This window comes from Pseudomonas sp. GV105 (assembly GCF_003058185.1).
Classification (GTDB): domain Bacteria; phylum Pseudomonadota; class Gammaproteobacteria; order Pseudomonadales; family Pseudomonadaceae; genus Aquipseudomonas; species Aquipseudomonas veronii.
In genome coordinates this window covers 1-20,063 of the sequence record NZ_QBUF01000019.1, presented here as the reverse complement: position 1 = coordinate 20,063, position 20,063 = coordinate 1, and the positions used below count along the sequence as shown (strand labels likewise).

Below are 20,063 nucleotides of genomic sequence, written 5' to 3'. Positions count from 1 at the left end.
CTTTCAAAACAGCCGCTTACATGACGCCAATCACGGAAAGTTGAAAATTGTTGCTCTAACATGTGACCCGTACCCCGCCATCGCGCATCAGTACAAGTAACTCGCCGCACGGTCAGCCCAGCCGACGGCACTCACTTGATTGGGCATTTAGAGAGAAGACCCACATGAACGCCCCGCTCCGCATCAACGAAGCTCTTTTGATCGCAGACCGTGCTTTCCAACCCTTCCAGTGCGTGGCCTGGCACGATGGCAACGGTGCCCTCAGCCTGAGCGTCATCGACCGCACCAATACCCGCATCGGCACTAAACAACTGTCGTCGAGCGCGTATACCGACCCGGCACAACTGGAAGATTTGTTGTTGCAGGCGCGCGCCGAGCTCGATAAAGATGGCTACCAGTTGCAGTCCTGGGCCATGCCGAAGTAATCCGAAACTGCAACTTGCGAGCACTGTGTTGTAAAGGACAGGGCTCGCAAGTTCAGTATTAAACGCCGATGGTCTAACTTGGCGTATCGAACACTTTGTGTGGCACCTTGAGAATAAACCGCTCGATCGCTTGTGCCGCACCGTCTTCGAGATTGCTGCCGGTGACCACATCGGCCTGGCGCTTGACGGGCTCTTCAGCCTGCCCCATGGCAATCGACAATCCGGCCACATGAAACATTGCCGGGTCGTTGCCACCATCGCCGATCACTGCGGTCTGTGCCAACGGCACTCCGAGGTGCGCGGCCAAGGCTTTCAAGGCCTCGCCTTTGTTGGCTTTCATGGCGGTCACATCCAGGTAGATCGGTTGCGAACGCGAGACCTGGGCCAAGCCCTGCACCTTGGGCTGCAATTGCGCTTCCAGCTCCATCAATAATTGCGTGTTGCGACTGGCGGCGACGATCTTGTCGACCCGATCCAGGTACGGTTCAAAACTCTCCACCACCAGCGGCCCATAACCCAGGCCAGCGGTTTCAACCGCCACCATGGGCCCAGGCGGATCGCGCCGCAGCCATTCACCATCGGCAAACAGCCAGACTTCCACGTCCGGCTCGCCGGAAAACAGCGCCAATGCCACCAGCGCCGCCTCCGCCGGCAGCCGGTGCGCGACCAGCACGCTGCCGTCAGGGTTGACCAGTGTGCCACCATTGAAGCCCGCCACCGGCACGTCGATGCCAAACGCTTCGACCATGTGCATCATGGCCTTGGGCGGACGCCCGCTGGCCAGGCTGAATAACACGCCAGCTTCACGCAAGGCGCGAACCGTTGAAAGGGTGCGTTGGGTCGGGGTGTGATCCGGGCGCAACAAAGTGCCGTCCATATCACTCAACACAAACCGGATGGGATGCTTCGCAGTATCACTCATCCGAGCGAGTGCCAGGCACGGCCATCGCGGGCCAGCAACGCATCGGCCGCCGCCGGACCATCTTCACCGGCCTTGTAGGCCTGGATCCCGTCGTCTTCCTTCCACGCATCGAGAAACGGCTGCACCGCACGCCAGCCGTTTTCGATGTTGTCGGCGCGCTGGAACAGGGTCTGGTCGCCGGTCATGCAGTCGTAGATCAAGGTTTCGTAACCCGTCGACGGCTGCATTTCGAAGAAGTCTTCGTAGGCAAACCCCAACTCAATGTTGGCCATGTCCAAGGTCGGCCCAGGCCTTTTCGCCAGCAGGTCGAACCACATGCCTTCGTTGGGCTGGATCTGGATCTTGAGGAACGTGGGCCGCAGCTCATTCACTTCGGTGTCGCGGAACTGCGCATAAGGCGCCGGCTTGAAGCAGATCACGATCTCGGTATCGCGAATGCTCATGCGTTTGCCGGTGCGCAGGTAGAACGGCACACCCACCCAGCGCCAGTTGTCGATCATCACTTTCAGGGCGACAAACGTTTCGGTGCTACTGTCGGGCGCGACGTTGGCTTCGTCGCGATAACCGGGAACCGGCTTGCCACCAATCTCTCCGGCGCTGTACTGGCCACGCACCGAATTGGCCCGCGCATCCTCTGCGGACCAGGGGCGCACGGCACCGATCACCTTGGCCTTTTCACCCCTCACAGCGTCGGCGCCAAACGCCGCCGGCGGTTCCATGGCGACCATTGCCAGCAGCTGGAACAGGTGATTGGGCACCATGTCACGCAGGGTGCCGGTTTTTTCGAAGAAATTGCCTCGGGTTTCCACGCCGACGGTTTCGGCGGCGGTGATCTGTACGTGGTCGATGTAATGGTTGTTCCAGAACGCCTCGAACAGCACGTTGGAGAAACGGCTGATCAGGATGTTCTGTACCGTTTCCTTGCCCAGGTAATGGTCGATGCGATAGATCTGCTTCTCGCTCATCACCTTGAGCAAACAGGCGTTCAAGGCTTCGGCGGTGGCCAGGTCGGAACCGAACGGCTTTTCGATCACCACGCGGCGGAAGTGATCGTCGCTCTCCGTCAACAAACCGGCACTGCCCAGGCGCTGCACCACGTCACTGAAGAAGCGCGGCGCGGTGGCCAGGTAGAACACCGCATTGCCGGTGCCGCTGTCGGCGATTTTTTCGGCGATGTCCGCGTAGGTGCTGTCGTCGAGGAAATCACCCTCGACGTAGCTGATACCTTTGGCCAACTGCGCCCACAGCTGTGGGTCCAGTGCGTTGTCGGCATTGCCCTTGACCTTGCTCGCGGCTTCGGTGCGAATGAAGTCCTCGAGTTTCTTGGCAAAGTCGGCATCGCTGATGGCGTTGTGATCAACGCCGACAATGCGCAGGCCCTCGCCCAGCAGCCCGTCACGACTCAGGTTGTACAGCGCCGGCATAAGCAGGCGCTTGACCAGGTCGCCGTGGGCACCAAACAGAAACAGCGTGGTGGGAGGAGCGGGTTCGGCCTTGGGTTTCTTGCCGTTGGCGGTCATTTTTTGGACGTCTCCACGTGACCACCGAAGCCAAAGCGCATGGCAGACAACATCTTGTCACCGTAGGTGCTCTGCTGGCGCGAGCGGAAACGCGCAAACAACGACGTGGACAGCACCGGCACCGGCACGGCTTGTTCCATGGCGGCTTCGATGGTCCAACGGCCTTCGCCGCTGTCGGCAACCGAGCCGGAGTAGCCCTCGAGTTTCGGGTCGGTGGCCAGGGCGTCGGCGGTCAGGTCCAGCAGCCAGGACGACACCACGCTGCCACGACGCCAGACTTCGGCGATATCGGCAACATTCAGGTCGAAACGTTGGTCTTCTGCGAGGTTTTCCGAGTTTTTGGTCTTGAGGATGTCAAAGCCTTCGGCAAACGCCTGCATCATCCCGTACTCGATACCGTTGTGAATCATCTTCACGAAGTGCCCCGAACCTGCAGGGCCGGCATGAATGTAACCGTGCTCGGCGCGGGGGTCTGCGGCGGCCGAGCGGTCCTTGGTACGCGGGATGGAACCCAGGCCCGGCGCCAGGCTGGCGAAGATCGGATCAAGGCGCTGTACAGTCGCGGCGTCGCCGCCGATCATCATGCAGTAGCCACGCTCCAGGCCCCAGACGCCGCCCGAGGTGCCGACGTCGACGTAGTGCAGGCCTTTTTCCGACAGGGCCTTGGCACGACGCACGTCGTCCTTGTAGTTGGTGTTGCCGCCGTCGATGATCACGTCACCGTGGTCCAGCAGGTCGCTCAGTTCATTGATGGTGTTTTCGGTGGGGTCGCCTGCCGGCAACATCACCCACACAGCGCGGGGCTTCTGCAGCCCGGCGACCAGCGCCTTCAAATCGGCAACGCCGGTGGCGCCCTCTTCGCTCAGGCCTTTGACAAATGCTTCGTTACGGTCGTAAACAACGGTGGTATGCCCATTGAGCATCAGGCGCCGCGCAATGTTACCGCCCATGCGGCCTAGTCCAATAATCCCCAGTTGCATGTGCTGATGCTCCTAACTACTAAAAAATGTGTGACATAGTTTATAGCGCAATGAGGCTAATGAGGGTTAGTTCAGAGCGGATCGGTATAGTTTCATGAGAAAAAGTAGCCAGCATTTCACCATTACCGCCGCAAAAGTCACACGACCGCCAAAAATAAAAAAGTTCCCTTGATACATAAAAGAATTCAGAATTGCTTCCGACTGATGCCCAGAACCTCCAATCATGCGTTCCGGCACCGCGATCTACCGGCTATTTGCGAGGTAAGCAATGAGCACAGCACAGATGACCCGCCCGCCACAGACCCTCTACGTCAGCATCCGTCGCGACGAGTTGCGCCAATTGAAGGCCGAACGCGACCAACTGCAACAGGAAGTCTTGCGCCTGCGCTCGCACCTGCAAGGCCAGCTGGATCAGCCTTCCAGCACACAGCCCGCCCTCTGCTGAGCGGTTTTGTAAGGTAACTCCTACAAAAAACTCACAAAGTTTTCACATCTCCTTCACGATACTCGCGCCCGAAGGGCCGCCTTACACAAGGGCGGCCTCTGCTGCGTGCGTCCCTGCGCGTCAGCTGAAAAATTATCGGGTTGGAGCGCTGGATGGCGATGTTCAAACGCAGCACTACGTCTGCGAAAGGTTTTGATTGGGCCGGCCTGGGTTGGCTGTTCCTGTTCTTCTGGTACTTCTCGGGTATTACCCAACTGCTGATTCAACTGACCGGCACTTCCGGTTTCAGTGGCTTTCGCCAAGCCTTCTTCATGAGTGCGCTGTGGTTGGCGCCGATGTTGTTATTCCCGCGCCGTACTCGCCTGCTGGCCGCCTTGATCGGAGTGGTGCTGTGGGCTTGCTCCATGGCCAGCCTGGGTTATTTCTTCATCTATCAGCAGGAATTCTCCCAGAGCGTCATCTTCATCATGTTCGAGTCGAACATTTCTGAAGCGGGCGAATACGCCACCCAATATTTCGCCTGGTGGATCGTGCTGGCATTCATTGCCCACACCGCCTTCGCCATCTTCCTGTGGACGCGCTTGCGCCCGGTTTACCTGCCGCGCGGCCAGTCGATACTGGCAGCGGTAGCCATTGTGCTGGCCGTCGTCGGCTACCCGTTGGTCAAGCAGATCGCCACGAGCGAAACCATGGAACTGGCCATCGACCGCTTTGAAACCCGCATCGAGCCGGCCGTGCCGTGGCAGATGATCGTCGCCTACCGCCGCTACACCGAGCAACTGGACAACATGCAAGGCATGCTGACCAGCGCCAGCCAGATCCCGCCGTTGAAAAACCTCAAGGACAGCATGGCCGGCCAGCCTTCGACCCTGGTGCTGGTGATCGGCGAGTCCACCAACCGCCAACGCATGAGCCTCTATGGCTACCCGCGCAATACCACGCCGGAGCTGGACAAGCTGCGTGACCAGTTGGCCGTGTTCGACAACGTCATCACCCCGCGCCCCTACACCATTGAAGCGCTGCAACAGGTGCTGACCTTCGCCGACGAAGAGAACCCGGACCTGTACCTCAAGACGCCGTCGATTGTCAGCGTGATGAAACAGGCCGGTTACAAGACCTTCTGGATCACCAACCAGCAGACCATGACCAAGCGCAACACCATGCTCACGACCTTTTCCGAACAGGCCGACGAGCAGGTCTACCTGAACAACAACCGCAACCAGAACGCCCGCCAATACGACGGTGACGTGCTGGCGCCATTCGCCAAGGCCCTGACCGACCCCGCCGAGCGCAAGCTCATCGTGGTCCACCTGCTGGGCACGCACATGAGCTACCAGTACCGCTATCCGCCAACCTTCGAGAAGTTCACCGATCGCCAGGGTGTTCCGGACGCTATCACCGATGCCCAGTTGCCGATCTACAACAGCTACGACAACGCGGTGCTGTACAACGACTTCGTGGTGTCGAGCCTGATCAAGGACTACGCCAAGACCGACCCCAACGGTTTCCTGCTGTACCTGTCGGACCACGGTGAAGACGTATTCGACTCCGCCGGCCACACCACCCTGGGCCGCAACGAAGGCAAGCCGACGGCGCCGATGTACACCATCCCGTTCATGGCCTACGCCTCACCGAAATGGCGCGAAACCCACGACTGGAAATTTGCCGGCGACCTGCAACGGCCCTACAGCAGCTCGCAGCTGATCCACACCTGGGCCGACTTGGCCGGCCTGAATTTCGATGAGCTGGACCACAGCAAAAGCCTGGTCAGCGACAGCTTCAAACCGCGCCCGCTGTTGATCGGCAACCCCTATGAGCGCCAGCAGAAAGCGCTGATCGACTTTAGCCTGATCAAACCGAAGACGGCCGAAAACGCCGACGTGGTGCTCAAGTAAATACCGCCTTGTAACAGAACGATAACAATCATTCTCGTTTACACCTAAAGTTCCACGCCTCCTTTCGTCTTTGAGCCAAGGCCTTTTCATACTGAGAAGGCCGCAAAGACGACAAGGAGTCTTCCGCGATGTTCGCGCCCTTTACCCGTTCCATGACCGTTACCCTCGGCCTGTTCAGCCTGGCGCTGAGCCCGGAACTGCTGGCTGAAACCGACCCCGAACAGACACCCGCCACCGCGCTGGAGCTGGGCAGCACCCACATCAGCGCCGAAGGCCTGGGCGCCAATACCGAGCACACAGGGGCCTATACCACCGGCTCGATGAGTACCGCCACCCGGCTGAACCTGTCGATCAAGGAAACGCCTCAATCCATTTCGGTGGTCACCCGCCAACAGATGGACGATTTCAATCTCAATACCCTGACCGACGCTTTGCGCCAGACCACCGGCGTGACGGTCCAGCATCTGGATTCGGACCGGGCCGGGTATTCCTCCAGGGGTTATTCGATCAATAACTTCCAGGTGGACGGCATGCTCAATACGTTCGGGCGCATGAAGTCCGACTCGGACACCATCATCTACGACCGTATCGAAGTAGTACGCGGCGCCACCGGCCTGACGACCGGCGCAGGCGACCCCTCGGCGACCGTCAACATGATCCGCAAGCGCCCGACCGCGCAATGGCAAGCCAAGACCGGCGTCAGCGGCGCCAGCCATGACAACTACTACAGCTACCTGGATGTGGGCGGCCCGCTGGCCTTTGACGGACGGCTGCGCGGGCGCACGGTGATGGCTTACCGTGACAGCCAATCCTTTCGCGACAACTACGCGCTGCAACGGGAAGTCGGCTACGGCATTCTGGAGGCCGACCTGACGGACGACACCGTGGTAGCCGTCGGCTTCGACTACCAGAACAAGCACGTGCAAGGCAGCTCCTGGGGCACCCTGCCCTACTGGAACAGCGACGGCAGCAAGGCCCGCCTGTCGCGCTCGGCCAACCTCGCGGCCGACTGGAGCTCCTGGCCCCTGAAGGACAAGACCACCTTCGCCTCCATCGATCACACGCTGGCGACGGACTGGCGCCTGAAAGCCGCCTACACCCATCGGCAAAGCGATACCGACGGCAAGGTGTATTACGGCGGCGCCGGTTTTCCGAATGCCGATGGCAGCGGCATGACGGCCTGGACCAACCAGATGGTCGGCACCTCGAAAATGGATGTGGTCGACTTCAACCTGGCCGGCACCTACGCGCTGTTGGGGCGCGAGCATGCGTTGATGCTGGGTTATGGCGAATCCGAGCAGCGCGACACGTCACCCTTCCAACGTTTTGCAACGCCCCAAGGCTACGAGACCATCGAAGACTGGAAACACATGGGCGGCATCGGCAAGTTCCCCGACCGCACCACCGGCCTCAAGGGCGAACACAGCAGCAAAAAACAAAAGGCCGGCTACCTCGCCACACGCTTGAGCTTGACCGACACGCTGCATGCGGTACTGGGCAGCCGCTATGGCAGCTGGGAAATCGAAAGCGCCTCGCCCACGTACAACCTCGACAATCAATTGACCGCCTCAAGCAAATCCAGCCAGACCCACACAGACATGTGGACACCTTACGCGGGCCTGCTCTACGACCTGACGCCGGAATACACGGTGTACGCCAGCTACACCGACATCTTCAACCCGCAGGACGAGCGCAACGCCAGCAAGCAGTACCTCGAACCAGTGGTCGGCAGTAACTACGAAATCGGCCTCAAGGGCAGCCTGCTCAACGAACGTTTGAACCTGGCCACCGCGTATTTCTGGAGCACCCAGGATAACGTCGCCGAACTCGACAATGCGGCCCCGCCGGACCCGATCACCCGCGAGCAGTTCTACAAATCCGGTGGCAAGGGCAACAAGGTGCAGGGCTTTGAAGTGGAGGTGTCCGGCGAAGTCATGCCGGACTGGAACCTCACGGCGGGCTACACCTACACCCATTCGCTCAACGGCGATAAACAACGCAACAACACCGGCCAGCCGATGAATATGCTGAAGGTGTCGACAGCCTATCGTTTACCGGGCGAATGGCGCGGGTTGACGGTGGGCGGCGCGGTGAACTGGCAGAGCGACTTCTACGACTTCGCCGAGCGGCCGATCGGCGGCCGGGACCAAGAGGGTTACCTGCTCACCGAATCCACCAAGATCACCCAACAGGCCTATACCGTGGTCAACCTGATGTCGCGCTACCAGTTCGACGAGCATGTTTCGGCTTCGGTTAACGTCAATAATCTATTCGATGAAAAATATTATGAACGCGTCGGCTTTTATAATGGCGTGTACTGGGGCGACCCGCGCTCGATAACCTTGGCACTCGACTGGAAACTCTAACCAGCCTCCACCGAAGTTAACAACATTGTTAACTTCGGGAGTTCCCCACGTTAATACCCACTTAATAAGCTGCCCGCACAATCGCCCCATGAATCTGATCAAGGACCGAGCGGATACCGACCACACTGAATGGGAACACCTTGATGAAACCCTCGATTTTGATGCTTGCCGGCCTGCTGACCCTGACTTCCGCGGCGGCTTTTGCAGAAGGCGGCTCGGAGCGCTCGAAGGAGTTCTACAATAACTTCACCTTCACGCAGCAGAAATTCCACGGCAGCAATGAACAAACTGCCTCCGCTGACGGTAAAACTTTAAAGCGCGACACAGCTGATCAATCCAGCACCGAGGCACAACCTAAAAGTTAAGTTAACTTTTATTTAACTCGCATCACCCTGTGCCAACCCGCTCTGTTGGCAAAGGTTAACTTGGCGCCATTCAATGGCGCCTTTTTTTTGCCTGTGCCTTATTACAGTGGTTTGTTCCAGAACAACATACGCCCATGGGCCGGATCAAATACCGAGTCGTCAAAACCGAACTTGCGGTACGCCGACTGCGCCACAGCATTGCCCTCGAGCACTTCCAAGGTGATCTTGCAGCAGCCACGCTGACGGGCGATTTCCTCGACCTTCTGCAGCATTTTCTGGCTCAGCCCCAGGCCCCGGAACCGATTCATCACGGCGACATCGTGGACATTGACCAGCGGACGACAGGCGAAGGTGGAAAACCCTTCAAAGCAATTGACCAATCCCGCAGGCTCGCCGCCCACGAATGCCAGGACACTGAACGCATGCGGGCGCTTGGCCAGTTCAGCCGGCAGTTGTTGCAACAGGTCGGCGGGCAGGCTGTGGCCGCCCCCCATTGGGTCTTCAGCGTAATGATTGAGCAGCAGGGCAATGGCCTCGGCATGCACAGGATTAGTGTAGCTGGCTTGCAGCACCAGGATTTCAGGGGTATCCATTTCCGTCCTCGATAACGACAAACAAGGGAATCAGTTCCCTTTGAGGAGGACGATTGTAAGCGTGGAGCAGGCGCTAGATGAAGGAGATTAACTACAAATAGCTGCCAGAAGGCGCGAAGGTTACCCACATCAAAAGCAGCCATAGGACTTGCACCAGGCTTTTTCCTACCCCCCAAAGCGCTGCAATTGCATTTCCTGCAAGCGACTCAAGGTTCGTCGGAAAGGGAATTCCAGATAGCCTTCGGTGTAGAGGCTTTCCAACGGCACTTTAGCCTCGATGAACAGCGGCACCTTGCGGTCGTAGCATTCATCCACCAGGGCGATAAAGCGCCGCACGCTGTCATCGTGTACTGACAACTCGGGCAATTCGCGATCACCGGCCGCTACTCGCTGGACACCGTCCTCGGTGCCTCGGGCAATCCGTCCCGGTCGCTTTTGTGCACTCAGGTTGGGGACCTCACCCAACAGGATCGCCTTGAAACGATCACACAGCAGCATGAAATCCATCGCTGCCAAAGGTTGCTCGCACAGGTCGGCATACCGGCACCACAACACCGTGTCGCTGGCCTGCACCGCCACGATGCAGCGATGACCGACACTGATCGGGCCATGGCGCACCGCTTGGCCTTCGCTCAATTGCTCGAACACCGCCGCCAGCGCATCCGGCTGATCGACCCAATAACGTTGCACGCCGACACCCGGGTGCAAGCGATGGTCTTCACCACCGTCCACCGCCACCACTTGCATGTGCTGCTTGATCGCCGCAATGCCCGGCAGGAAACGCTCGCGATTGAAGCCACCGGCGTAAAGCTGTTCGGGCGGTTGATTGGAGGTGCAGACCATCACCACGCCTTCTTCGAACATCACCTGGAACAAACGGCCAAGGATAATTGCATCACCGATGTCACTGACGAACAACTCGTCAAAACACAGCACGCGCACCTCTTGGGCCAGCTCACGGGCCAGCGCTTGCAACGGGTCATGGGTGCCGGTGAGCTGGAACGAACGCTGGTGTACCCAACCCATGAAGTGATGGAAATGCTGGCGCCGCGCCGGCACGCGCAGGCTCAGGTAAAACTGGTCCATCAGCCAGGTTTTACCCCGGCCCACCGGGCCCCAGAGGTAAACCCCGAGAATCGGCGAGCGCCCTTGGTGCAAGGCTTGGTGGCAGGTCTGCAGGGCATCCACCGCACGGCGCTGGGCATCGTCGGCGACGAAGCCCAGTTGGGTGGTGGCGTATTGATAAGCGGCGAGCGGCGAGTCGAAAGTCATGCGCGCCATTATGACTTACAAGGAGATATCCAACCGTGAAATCTTGCCCTGTTCGTTCAAGCGAAAGGTGTAGCGCAGCTCCAGCGGGCTGCCGGGGAAGTTGCCGGAAACCACATTGCTGACCAATACCTTGCCGGTGCGATGCTGCACGTTGAGCACTTCGACCCTGGGCTGATAACGCTGCGCGGTGTCTTCCATCCAACGTGCGATGGCGGCGGTGCCGACCTGATGCGCGCCCTCATCGAACACGTTGGCGTCGTCAGCAAAACAATGGGCGACGGCCGAAGTGTCGCAGGCATTGGTTGCCGCAATGTAGGCGGCGATGGCCGGGGCCAGATCAGCGTGGGACATGGCACAGCTCCTTTGTGATGATTTATGACGCCATGCTAAACCAGGGCTGTGTCAGTTTTTGTCAGGAGTGAACGGCGAGGAATGCTGCTGCTCCATCAACTTGCGCCAGCCCCGCAACCAATCACTGCGGCGCCCCGGATAGCGCTCGCCGCGGGACTCAGCGGCAGCCACGCGATCGGTGCGAAAGGTGCGATACGCGTCTCGCAGTTCGCACCAGGCTACGATCACCCGCACCTCATTGAGAAAACCCAGCGCCAGGGGCCAGATCAGCCGCTGGCTCTGGGTCTGGCTCGCGTCGGCGTAATCGATGTGCAGCTTGGCCTGGTTGCGAATGGCTTCGCGAAACACATTGAGCGGTACGCGGTTTTCCGGGTAGCCGAACCCTGGCGGGCCAGGTAGCAGCGTCGGGTTGCGTAACGCTTCCTGGGCGGCGGGGTCCAGCACGTCGGCAATTTTTGCCAAGGCGTTGGCCGCGGCATGGCTCAAGACATCGTCGCCACGCTGATCCACATAGCGCAGACCAAGCACGATGGCTTCGGTTTCCTCGGCATTGAGCATCAAGGGCGGTAAAAACAGCCCGCTGCGCAACACATACCCAACTCCGGCCTCGCCAAAAATCGGTGCGCCCAGCGCGGTCAATTCGGCGATGTCGCGATACAGCGTGCGCTCGGACACCTCCAACTGCGCCGCCAGTACAGCAGCGGTCACCGGACGTTTCTTGCCCCGCAGAGCCTGGAGCAAAGTCAGTAGACGAGTGGTACGCGACACGTTGAGCCCATCAAAAAAAGAAAGTGGCACAGCTTATCAGAGCACCCTGTCAGAAAATGTCAGCAGCCGCTCGGCCGCCGATTATCCGGGACGAAAAAAAACGGCCTGTCGGCCGTTTTTTTAATTGCGTGGTTTACGCAAGGCTCTTGCTGACCACCTCGAACACATCGCTCGACAGCTCACCGGAAGCTCGAATACGTTCCAGTTCCGCCTTCATCAGCGCCTGCCGCGCGCTGTCGTATTTGCGCCAGCGGGTCAACGGCGCCAATTGGCGCGAGGCGATCTGCGGGTTGAAGCCGTTCAACTGAATCACCAGGTCCGCCAGGAAACGATAGCCCGAGCCGTCCGCGGCGTGGAAGTTGATCAGGTTCTGCCCGGCAAACGCGCCCACCAGTGCACGCACTTTGTTCGGGTTCTTGATGGTGAACGCCGGATGTTCCATCAACGCCTTGACCCGCGCCAGCCCGCCCGGCAACACGCTGCCAGCCTGCACGCTGAACCACTGGTCCATGACCAGCGGGTTGTCCTTGAAGTTCTCGGCAAACACTGCCAAGGCCTTGGCTTTTTCCGCCTCGAACGGCGAATTCACCAACACCGCCAACGCAGTCAGGCGTTCAGTCATGTTGTCGCTGGTGTCGAACTGGTCCAACGTTGCCGCCAGCACTTGCGGCTTGCCGCTGAGCATCAGGTACGACAGCGCAATGTTCTGCAAGGCACGCCGGGCAAAGTGCTCGGCAGCCGCTACATACGGGGTTTGCTTGGAGAGTTCGCGGTTGGCCTGGTAGCGCAGCCACAAGCCGTCGAACAACTGGTCGGCCAGTTGCTTGCGGGCGAATTCACGGGCGGCATGAATGGCGTCGACGTCGGCCACTTCGCTGATTTCCGTCAGGTAGGCCTCACCCGGCAACGAGAGCATTTCGGCGACCATCGCCTGGTCCAGGCTTTCGTCGCTCAATACCGTGCGCAGAGCGTCGATCAGGCGCTGATCCAGCTTCAGCGGCTGACCCGCCTGGTACTGGCCAATCAGCTCCTGCAACACCTGCACCGACAGTTGCTGGCCGGCATCCCAGCGATTGAACCCGTCGCTGTCGTGCTGCATCAGGAACATCAACTGATCACGGGTGTACGCGAAGCTCAGTTTCACCGGCGCCGAGAAACCGCGCAGCAGCGAAGGCAGCGGCTGTTCGTTGATATCGACGAAGGTAAAGGTCTGCTCGGCCTCGGTCACCGAAATCACGCGGGACGTACCGGCAGCACTTGCCTCACCGGCCAGGCGCAACGCGACAGCGGCGCCCTTGCCGTCCAGCAGGCCCAATGCCACTGGAATCACGAACGGCAGCTTTTCCACTTTGTCCGGGGTTTCCGGGCAGCTTTGGCGGAAAGTCAGGCTGTAGGTTTTGGCCGCAGCATCGTAGGAATCACTCACCGCCAAGCGCGGCGTACCGGCCTGGCTGTACCAGCGCTTGAACTGGCTGAGGTCGGCACCGTTGGCGTCTTCCATGGCCTTGATGAAGTCGTCGCAGGTCACGGCCTGACCGTCATGACGCTCGAAATAGAGGTCGCTGCCTTTGCGGAAGCCTTCGGCGCCGAGCAAGGTGTGGATCATACCGACCACTTCCGAGCCCTTTTCGTACACGGTCAGGGTGTAGAAGTTGGAGATCTCGATAAAACTTTCCGGGCGCACGGCATGGGCCATCGGGCCGGCGTCTTCGGCGAACTGATGAGTGCGCAGGTACGCCACATCCTGAATGCGCTTGACCGTGGCTGAGTTCATGTCCGCAGAGAAGCCCGAGTCGCGGAACACGGTGAAGCCTTCCTTGAGCGACAGTTGGAACCAGTCGCGGCAGGTCACGCGGTTGCCCGACCAGTTGTGGAAGTATTCATGCGCGACGATAGCCTCAACCCGCTGATGCGCGGCATCGGTGGCGGTTTCGGCGCGGGCCAGCACGGCGCTGGAGTTGAAGATGTTGAGGCCCTTGTTCTCCATGGCACCCATGTTGAAGTCGTTGACCGCGACGATCATGAAGATGTCGAGGTCGTACTCGCGGCCGTAGGTTTCTTCATCCCAGCGCATGGATTTTTTCAGGCTGGTCATGGCGTGCTGGCACTTGTCGATATTTTCCGGCTCGACATAGATACGCAGCGCCACGGAACGGTTGGTCATGGTGGTGAAGCGGTCTTCGACACACCACAAATCACCGGCCACCAGCGCGAACAGGTACGCCGGCTTCTTGAACGGGTCTTCCCAGGTCGCCCAGTGGCGGCCGTCTTCGCCAGGACCGCTGGCAATCGGGTTGCCGTTGGACAGCAGCACCGGGTAGCTGTGTTGCTCGGCGATCACGGTGGTGGTGAAGGTACTCATCACATCCGGACGGTCGAGGTAGTAAGTGATCTTGCGGAACCCTTCGGCCTCGCACTGGGTGCAGAACATGCCGCCGGACTTGTACAAGCCTTCGAGGGCCGTGTTGGTTTCGGGGTGGATCTTGACGCTGGTGTCGAGGGTGAAGGTCTCACTCGTGGGATGCACGGTCAGGTGGCTGTCGGTCAACTGGTAGTCAGCGTCCGTCAATTCCCGGTCAGCCAGGTTCACGCTCAACAGTTCGAGCTGCTGACCGTCCAGCACCAGCGGCGGCAAGCCGGCGCCACGTGCGGGGTTACGGCGCATCACCAGTTGCGCGTGGACCAGGCTGTGGTCCTCGAACAACTCGAAGGTCAGGTGCGTCTCGTCGATCAGGTAGTCCGGCGCCTGATAGTCCTTCAGGTAAATCATCTTCGGTTGTTCGGTACGCATGGGTGGCATCCTTTTACTGATGCACGGCGAGCTGGTAGGCCGTGTACTTGCGAATATTGATGACCCCGGTGTCGAAGATCAGGTATTGGCCCTTGATCCCCAGCAGCGTGCCTTCGGCAATCGGGTTCTTGTCCAGGTTGAAGCTGACGATCTTGGTCGGATACTGCTCGATCGGGTAACGGATTTCGATCGGTTCGATGTCGGCAATCGTTTGGATGGCTTGTAGGCCAAAGCGTTCCTGCAAACTCGCCAAGCCCTCGGCGCAAGACGCGAACAACTCATCGCGCACCTGCTTGAGGTCAACCGATTGTGCATCGCCCTTGAGCAAGGCACGCCAGTTGGTCTTGTCGGCGACCTGGCTGCGGAACAGGTCTTCGACGAAACCGGACTGCTGGCGCGTGGACACCCGCACGATCGGCAGCGCCTGGCTGGCGCCCTGGTCGAGCCAACGCGTGGGCAATTGGGTGGCGCGGGTGATGCCGACCTTGATCCCCGACGAATTGGCCAGGTAGACCACATGGTCGGTCATGCAGAACTGCTCGCCCCACGCCGGATCACGGCAGGTGCCGGCGGCGTAATGACAACGCTCGGGACTCATGATGCACAGGTCGCACTGAGCCAGCTTGGTCATGCACGGGTAGCAATAACCCTGGCTGAAGCTGGTCTTGGTCTTGCGGCCGCAATGGCTGCAATGGATCGCACCCAGGTACTCCAGGCGCACATGGGTACCGATCAACGGGTTGACCGGCACCTCGGTATCGCCCAGACGAAACGCATATTGAACGGTCGGCTCACCGAGTTGCGCCGACATTTTGCTGACTGCACCGCGACCGATTTCAATCAATGGATCGCGTCCGACTTGAACAGGATGTTCGGCACCGTGGTCGACTTCGATTCACACTCCTGCGTTCCCATGTAGCCGGTGCGCTGGTCTTCCGGCAGGTTCTGGATCTCCCAGGCGATCATCGCTTGCAGCGACAGCTCCCGCTGCTCGGCGGTGAGCTTGCGGCCATCGGACCATTTGCCGATTTCCACGGCGAGCTTGAGGCTCCGGTAGATGTCCGGGGTGATGTTTTCGATCATTTCAGCAAAAGAGGACATTCAGGCTCTTCCTTAACGAATAGTGGATTTGCGACGACTGTATAAACCGCCCAACAAGCCGGTCAGGCAACCGATGGCCAGGCCGCCGACATGGGCGGCATTGGCGATTTCGCCGAAACCGATCATCGAGACCAGCCCCGACAGGCACAGCACCAACCACACCAGCATCATCACCAGCACCCCACGGGGCAGGCGATAAGCCGGGTTGGGCGAGATGAGTTGATAGATCCAGCAATGCCCCAGCAGCCCATACAAGACGCCGGACAAGCCACCAAACAGGCCGGGGCCGCCATACAGGTATTGAGCGAAATTGGAGGCCAGGCTGAACAACAGCGTCAGCCCCAGCAGGTTGATACTGCCCTGGCGCGCTTCAATACGCCGCCCCAGCTCCCAGTACCACATGCCATTCATGGCCAGGTGCAGGATGCCGAAGTGGATCAGCATCGGCGTGACCAGCCGCCACCACTGGCCCGAGGCCAAGGTGTCGGCCAGCGGCGTGAACTGGATGTACTCACCCATCACCCGGAACGGCAGGAAGGTCAGCCAGCTCATCGCTTGCAGGTTTTCACCGAGCAAGGTCACCGCGCCGACGATCAGGCTCGCCAGCAACACCAGCGCTGTCACCGGGCTATGGCGCACTTGCTGAACAAACCCCGGACGCGTGACCGCCGCCTGCTCCGGAATATCCAGTTGCTGGTCCGGATCGCCGGCCGGAAAACGTTGATACAAGACGCGCACGTCGTCGCTGATGGTCTCGGGCACCCACAACACCTGCTCGCCCGCTTCTTCACTGACGCGATGGGGCACCTGCATGCGTTGCAGCAGTTTGACGAAACCGCCCAGGTCGACGCTCAGCGGCAAGCGTAATACGGGCACGGCACTCATGTAATCACCTCGGGGCGCTCAACGTCGACCCATACGAATTTATGCGGATCGAGGCGGGTTTCCTGATCCAGTCGGTACGCCACCAGCTTGCCGTACAGCACCGCGCTGTAGTCCAGGCAGGCCAGGTTCGGACGGATCGGCGCCGGTTTGCCACTGCGCCAGTAATGCCCGACGAACAGCACAGGCTCGTCGACGCCGTAGCGCAGCAGGGAGTTTTTTTCAGAAGACGACAACGGTGTGCGCGCCACGGGCTCCGGCAACGCGTCGGGTTGGAACACGATGTCGCCGTAGGTTTTCGGGTCTTCTTCCCAGAACTTGGTGCGGAAGAACGAGCGTGTCAGGCCGTCGCCGCCGGTCAGGGTCAAACCGTCCGGCAGACGCATGTCGGTGCCGCGCAACAGGCGGTCAAAGGCATTGCAGGCGAAGCTGCCCGGCACGGCGGCGGCCTGCAGGAAATGCTGATCGATACAGCCATCGGGAAAAGTCGCGCGCAGCGGCTGGATAAACCCGTCATCCCAGCACGCATGCACCACACGGAAACGCCCGGCGTCGACGAACAGCGGCATGTCATAGAACCAGCCGAGGAAGTCGTGCCAATCGGCCGGGTGATCCTCGAATTGGGTCAGGGTCTCGTGGATCAAGCGCTCATGCCGCGGGGTGTGCTCGCGCACGAACTGCTTGCCGCTGCCCGGTGGCGCGGGCGTGGCCCAGCCCAGGGCGTTGAACTCATGGTTGCCCATGATGCACAGCGCCTGCCCGGCCTCGGTCATGTCGTGGACAATGTGCAGCGCCTCGCGAATCCGCGGGCCACGGTCGATGATATCGCCGAGGAACACCGCCATGCGCGACGGGTGGCGCCAGGTGCCAGCGTGCTTGTGGTAGCCCAACTGGTCGAGCAGGTGCTCAAGGGTGTGGGCGCAACCATGCACATCACCAATCAGGTCGTAGCTACGCGCGGGATCGAGCATCAGTCGCCTCCACCCCCCAAGCGGCTGCCCCAGCCCAACTTGGTGCGGCACACTTCATAGTAATTGTGGTCCAGCGGGTGGATCAGCCGCAGCTTCTGCGCTTTTTTACTCACGGTGATGGTGTCACCGGGGGCGCAGGTGAAATGGTTCTGCCCGTCGCAGGAGACTTGCGGGTAAATCTGCATGTCTTTGGAAACCACGATTTTCAACTCACTGTTGCCATCGACCACAATCGGCCGGCTGGACAACATATGGGGGTACATCGGCACGATCACAATGGCGTCGAGCTTGGGGTGCATGATCGGGCCGCCCGCCGACAGCGCATAAGCGGTGGAGCCGGTGGGCGTGGCGACGATCAGGCCATCGGCCTTTTGACTGCACACGAACTGGCCGTCGATATACAGCTCGAATTCGATCATCCGCGTGGATTTGCCGGGGTGCAGCACGACATCGTTGAGGGCGTCGCCCTGGCCGATGGCTTCGCCGTGGCGGCGCACTTCAGCTTGCAGCAGGAAGCGGTTCTCCACCAGGTAATGGCCGTCGAGCACCTTGGCCACTTCGACTTCCAGCTCATCGGGACGAATATCGGTCAGGAACCCCAGGCTACCACGGTTGATCCCCAGCACCGGCACGTTATGCCGCGCGAGCGCCCGTGCGGCGCCCAGCAGGCTGCCGTCGCCGCCGACCACAATCACCATGTCACAGACTTCACCGAGCATCTTGCGCGACGAGGTTTGCAGGCCATGACCCGGGAGGATTTCGGCGATGGTGTCTTCGAGGATCACATGCAGGTGGCGCTCGAGCAGAAACTTTTTCAGCCGGCGGACGGTGTCCAACACCTGGGTACTGCCCAGGCGACCGATAATGCCGATATTGCGAAATTGCTCCATGGGGCTCCTGCGGGATTGGGGTGTGGCAAAAAAGAACGATTATGGGCGAAAGGCCGCGTCAGGCAAAATCCTTTGTCGCCGTGAAGCCTTGATGACAACGCTTCTCAGCCACCCTCCCCTGTGTAAAAGGCTATGCTCGGACCATGACCGTGTTCCCCGACTTGCACAACCTGCCCCGCCAACTGCGCCATCCCGAGGTGCGCGACCTGGCGTGGGTGATGCTCGCCCCACCGATGCTCGCGCAAACGCCGTGGCCGCAACGCCATCCGCTGGCCGGCAGCGACTGGGTACAGGCGCCCGACCGTCTCGAACACTGGCTGCGGCAATTGGACCAGGACAGCACCCCCCTACAGCATTGGCTGAACCTGGCGCGCACCCGACGCCTGGGCCTCTACTACGAACGCCTGTGGCAGTTCGCCGTGCAGCATGCGCCGGGAGTGGAACTGCTGGCAGCCAACCTGCCGATCCGCCGCGCCGGGCATACCCTGGGCGAACTGGACATGCTGCTGCGCGACCGCGAGGGCGTGCATCACCTGGAACTGGCGATCAAACTCTACCTCGGCCCGCAGGACGGCAATGGCCAGGACACCGCGCAGTGGCTGGGTCCGGGCTGTCATGATCGGCTGGATCGCAAGCTGGCGCACCTGGCCCAGCATCAGTTGCCGATTTCGGCACGACCGGAGAGCCGCGAGGTGTTGGCCGCGCTGGGTATCGCGCAGTTCGATGCACACTTGTGGCTCGGCGGCTATTTGCTTTACCCCTGGCCTGGCCAGGCTGAACCGCCCTATGGCGCTCACCCGCAGCATTTGCGTGGGCGCTGGCTGCATCAGCGTGATTGGCGGGACTTTGTCAGCGCCAGCGCGCCCGGCCGCTGGCAGCCCTTGCCCCGACATGCGTGGCTGGCACCAGCGCATTACCAGGCAGAAGCGGTGTGGAGCGAAGAACAGATGCTGGAATGGCTGGCGGACCTGGCACCGATGGCACCGGCTCAGTTGCTGGTGCGACTGGTTCAGAACGGCGAGGAGTGGGAGGAAGCCGAGCGGTTGTTTCTGGTGGCGGATCTTTGGCCGAATGTACCGGGCACTCCCTGACCTGCAAGGAGCGGTCTCACCGACTCGAAGGCTCAGCCCTCATTGAGAAATATCTGTTGCGGCAACCTGAAATCACGCAGCTTGAGCAACGCCAGCGGCCCCGCATCCAGTTCGGTGCGCAGGTGCCACGTCAGGCTCAGGCCGTCGGGCGCCTTGAGGGCCAGGCGGTAGCGGCTGTTGCCGTCGTCCAATGGCGTGACCTGGGCGTTTTCCAGCAGGCGGATCAGGCCCCAGGTGCCGGGGTAGTCGCCAAATAGCCGCTCGCCGGCATGTACGCTGGTCCAGCTGAGGCTCACGCCGGGATAGTCGCTGCGCCCCGGCCAGTTGAAACGCTGCCAGTTTTCTTTCTGGTTGAAGTACTGGTGCCGGTCGCCGTTGAGGATGAAGGTGGTTTGCACCACGTCGCGCACGGGTTTGCCTTGCAGTTCAAAGCTC

At 60.3% G+C, this 20,063-nt stretch carries 20 protein-coding genes; 6 read left to right on the top strand and 14 right to left on the bottom strand.

The window, feature by feature from the left end; all coding sequences use genetic code 11:
* The first annotated feature begins 164 nt into the window (after positions 1-164).
* Positions 165-425 carry a hypothetical protein gene (locus tag C8K66_RS27805; RefSeq protein ID WP_017848387.1) on the top strand — a complete coding sequence of 87 codons (261 nt, stop codon included), beginning with the start codon at positions 165-167 and terminating at the stop codon, positions 423-425.
* A gap of 73 nt (positions 426-498) precedes the next feature.
* Here C8K66_RS27805 and C8K66_RS27800 read toward each other — a convergent pair whose 3' ends face one another.
* Genes C8K66_RS27800 through gnd form a run of 3 tightly spaced genes read right to left on the bottom strand, consistent with a single transcriptional unit; the run spans position 499 to position 3,847 of the window.
* Positions 499-1,347 carry a Cof-type HAD-IIB family hydrolase gene (locus C8K66_RS27800; protein WP_057005230.1) on the bottom strand — a complete coding sequence of 283 codons (849 nt, stop codon included), beginning with the start codon at positions 1,345-1,347 and terminating at the stop codon, positions 499-501.
* Positions 1,344-2,867, bottom strand: a complete 1,524-nt coding sequence (gene zwf, locus C8K66_RS27795; RefSeq protein ID WP_046483711.1) for a glucose-6-phosphate dehydrogenase — start codon at positions 2,865-2,867, stop codon at positions 1,344-1,346. The genes C8K66_RS27800 and zwf overlap by 4 nt, the downstream gene beginning before the upstream one ends.
* A complete protein-coding gene (gnd, locus tag C8K66_RS27790) occupies positions 2,864-3,847 on the bottom strand; it encodes a phosphogluconate dehydrogenase (NAD(+)-dependent, decarboxylating) (protein WP_017848384.1) in 984 nt (327 codons plus the stop codon). Before gnd ends, zwf begins: the two co-directional genes overlap by 4 nt.
* 268 nt (positions 3,848-4,115) lie before the next feature.
* On the opposite strand from gnd, the gene C8K66_RS30920 reads away from it, so the two are divergent.
* The 4 genes from C8K66_RS30920 (at position 4,116) to C8K66_RS27775 (ending at position 8,918) form a co-directional block, all read left to right on the top strand.
* Positions 4,116-4,292: a DUF6026 family protein gene (locus C8K66_RS30920; protein ID WP_155678519.1), complete on the top strand. Its 177-nt coding sequence runs from the start codon at positions 4,116-4,118 to the stop codon at positions 4,290-4,292.
* Between the two features lie 152 nt (positions 4,293-4,444).
* Entirely contained in the window at positions 4,445-6,187 is a 1,743-nt protein-coding gene (locus C8K66_RS27785; protein WP_079443636.1) for a phosphoethanolamine transferase CptA, read from the top strand.
* 128 nt (positions 6,188-6,315) lie between these two features.
* Positions 6,316-8,553 (top strand): TonB-dependent siderophore receptor, encoded by a 2,238-nt coding sequence (locus tag C8K66_RS27780; RefSeq protein ID WP_108526580.1) that lies wholly within the window; start codon positions 6,316-6,318, stop codon positions 8,551-8,553.
* A gap of 143 nt (positions 8,554-8,696) precedes the next feature.
* Complete coding sequence (locus C8K66_RS27775) at positions 8,697-8,918, top strand: hypothetical protein (protein WP_017848380.1); 222 nt, start codon at positions 8,697-8,699, stop codon at positions 8,916-8,918.
* Positions 8,919-9,019: 101 nt separating this feature from the next.
* Here the strand turns inward: C8K66_RS27775 and C8K66_RS27770 are convergent, their stop codons facing one another.
* From C8K66_RS27770 to C8K66_RS27725, 10 genes are all read right to left on the bottom strand, one after another.
* Positions 9,020-9,511 (bottom strand): GNAT family N-acetyltransferase, encoded by a 492-nt coding sequence (locus tag C8K66_RS27770; protein WP_017848379.1) that lies wholly within the window; start codon positions 9,509-9,511, stop codon positions 9,020-9,022.
* Between the two features lie 165 nt (positions 9,512-9,676).
* Positions 9,677-10,783 (bottom strand): cell division protein ZapE, encoded by a 1,107-nt coding sequence (gene zapE, locus C8K66_RS27765; protein ID WP_046483725.1) that lies wholly within the window; start codon positions 10,781-10,783, stop codon positions 9,677-9,679.
* Between the two features lie 15 nt (positions 10,784-10,798).
* Positions 10,799-11,134 carry a nuclear transport factor 2 family protein gene (locus tag C8K66_RS27760; RefSeq protein ID WP_017848377.1) on the bottom strand — a complete coding sequence of 112 codons (336 nt, stop codon included), beginning with the start codon at positions 11,132-11,134 and terminating at the stop codon, positions 10,799-10,801.
* Positions 11,135-11,185: 51 nt separating this feature from the next.
* Positions 11,186-11,902, bottom strand: coding sequence for a YafY family protein (locus C8K66_RS27755; protein ID WP_026140198.1), 717 nt, complete (start codon positions 11,900-11,902; stop codon positions 11,186-11,188).
* Positions 11,903-12,035: 133 nt separating this feature from the next.
* Entirely contained in the window at positions 12,036-14,693 is a 2,658-nt protein-coding gene (pepN, locus tag C8K66_RS27750; protein WP_108526578.1) for an aminopeptidase N, read from the bottom strand.
* A 13-nt stretch (positions 14,694-14,706) separates the two neighbouring features.
* Positions 14,707-15,537: a DUF2797 domain-containing protein gene (locus C8K66_RS27745; protein WP_017848374.1), complete on the bottom strand. Its 831-nt coding sequence runs from the start codon at positions 15,535-15,537 to the stop codon at positions 14,707-14,709.
* Complete coding sequence (locus C8K66_RS27740) at positions 15,534-15,794, bottom strand: YeaC family protein (protein WP_017848373.1); 261 nt, start codon at positions 15,792-15,794, stop codon at positions 15,534-15,536. The genes C8K66_RS27745 and C8K66_RS27740 overlap by 4 nt, the downstream gene beginning before the upstream one ends.
* Positions 15,795-15,806: 12 nt before the next feature.
* The gene (locus C8K66_RS27735; RefSeq protein ID WP_017848372.1) at positions 15,807-16,679 is read right to left on the bottom strand and encodes a rhomboid family intramembrane serine protease; all 873 of its coding nucleotides are present in this window, start codon (positions 16,677-16,679) and stop codon (positions 15,807-15,809) included.
* Complete coding sequence (locus C8K66_RS27730) at positions 16,676-17,647, bottom strand: metallophosphoesterase (RefSeq protein WP_046383153.1); 972 nt, start codon at positions 17,645-17,647, stop codon at positions 16,676-16,678. Before C8K66_RS27730 ends, C8K66_RS27735 begins: the two co-directional genes overlap by 4 nt.
* A complete protein-coding gene (locus C8K66_RS27725) occupies positions 17,647-18,537 on the bottom strand; it encodes an NAD(+) kinase (RefSeq protein WP_003217892.1) in 891 nt (296 codons plus the stop codon). Before C8K66_RS27725 ends, C8K66_RS27730 begins: the two co-directional genes overlap by 1 nt.
* Before the next feature lie 143 nt (positions 18,538-18,680).
* On the opposite strand from C8K66_RS27725, the gene C8K66_RS27720 reads away from it, so the two are divergent.
* On the top strand, positions 18,681-19,628 hold the full coding sequence (locus C8K66_RS27720) for a DUF1853 family protein (protein WP_017848370.1): 948 nt from the start codon (positions 18,681-18,683) through the stop codon (positions 19,626-19,628).
* A gap of 32 nt (positions 19,629-19,660) precedes the next feature.
* Here C8K66_RS27720 and C8K66_RS27715 read toward each other — a convergent pair.
* The coding region (locus C8K66_RS27715; protein ID WP_305891089.1) for a type VI secretion IcmF C-terminal domain-containing protein at positions 19,661-20,063 on the bottom strand (403 nt) is incomplete at its 5' end.

Coding starts and splice junctions, on each gene's coding strand:
- C8K66_RS27805 (WP_017848387.1), top strand. CDS start 165: ATGAACGCCCCGCTCCGCATCAACGAAGCTCTTTTGATCGCAGACCGT.
- C8K66_RS27800 (WP_057005230.1), bottom strand. CDS start 1,347: ATGAGTGATACTGCGAAGCATCCCATCCGGTTTGTGTTGAGTGATATG.
- zwf (WP_046483711.1), bottom strand. CDS start 2,867: ATGACCGCCAACGGCAAGAAACCCAAGGCCGAACCCGCTCCTCCCACC.
- gnd (WP_017848384.1), bottom strand. CDS start 3,847: ATGCAACTGGGGATTATTGGACTAGGCCGCATGGGCGGTAACATTGCG.
- C8K66_RS30920 (WP_155678519.1), top strand. CDS start 4,116: ATGAGCACAGCACAGATGACCCGCCCGCCACAGACCCTCTACGTCAGC.
- C8K66_RS27785 (WP_079443636.1), top strand. CDS start 4,445: ATGGCGATGTTCAAACGCAGCACTACGTCTGCGAAAGGTTTTGATTGG.
- C8K66_RS27780 (WP_108526580.1), top strand. CDS start 6,316: ATGTTCGCGCCCTTTACCCGTTCCATGACCGTTACCCTCGGCCTGTTC.
- C8K66_RS27775 (WP_017848380.1), top strand. CDS start 8,697: ATGAAACCCTCGATTTTGATGCTTGCCGGCCTGCTGACCCTGACTTCC.
- C8K66_RS27770 (WP_017848379.1), bottom strand. CDS start 9,511: ATGGATACCCCTGAAATCCTGGTGCTGCAAGCCAGCTACACTAATCCT.
- zapE (WP_046483725.1), bottom strand. CDS start 10,783: ATGACTTTCGACTCGCCGCTCGCCGCTTATCAATACGCCACCACCCAA.
- C8K66_RS27760 (WP_017848377.1), bottom strand. CDS start 11,134: ATGTCCCACGCTGATCTGGCCCCGGCCATCGCCGCCTACATTGCGGCA.
- pepN (WP_108526578.1), bottom strand. CDS start 14,693: ATGCGTACCGAACAACCGAAGATGATTTACCTGAAGGACTATCAGGCG.
- C8K66_RS27740 (WP_017848373.1), bottom strand. CDS start 15,794: ATGTCCTCTTTTGCTGAAATGATCGAAAACATCACCCCGGACATCTAC.
- C8K66_RS27735 (WP_017848372.1), bottom strand. CDS start 16,679: ATGAGTGCCGTGCCCGTATTACGCTTGCCGCTGAGCGTCGACCTGGGC.
- C8K66_RS27730 (WP_046383153.1), bottom strand. CDS start 17,647: ATGCTCGATCCCGCGCGTAGCTACGACCTGATTGGTGATGTGCATGGT.
- C8K66_RS27725 (WP_003217892.1), bottom strand. CDS start 18,537: ATGGAGCAATTTCGCAATATCGGCATTATCGGTCGCCTGGGCAGTACC.
- C8K66_RS27720 (WP_017848370.1), top strand. CDS start 18,681: ATGACCGTGTTCCCCGACTTGCACAACCTGCCCCGCCAACTGCGCCAT.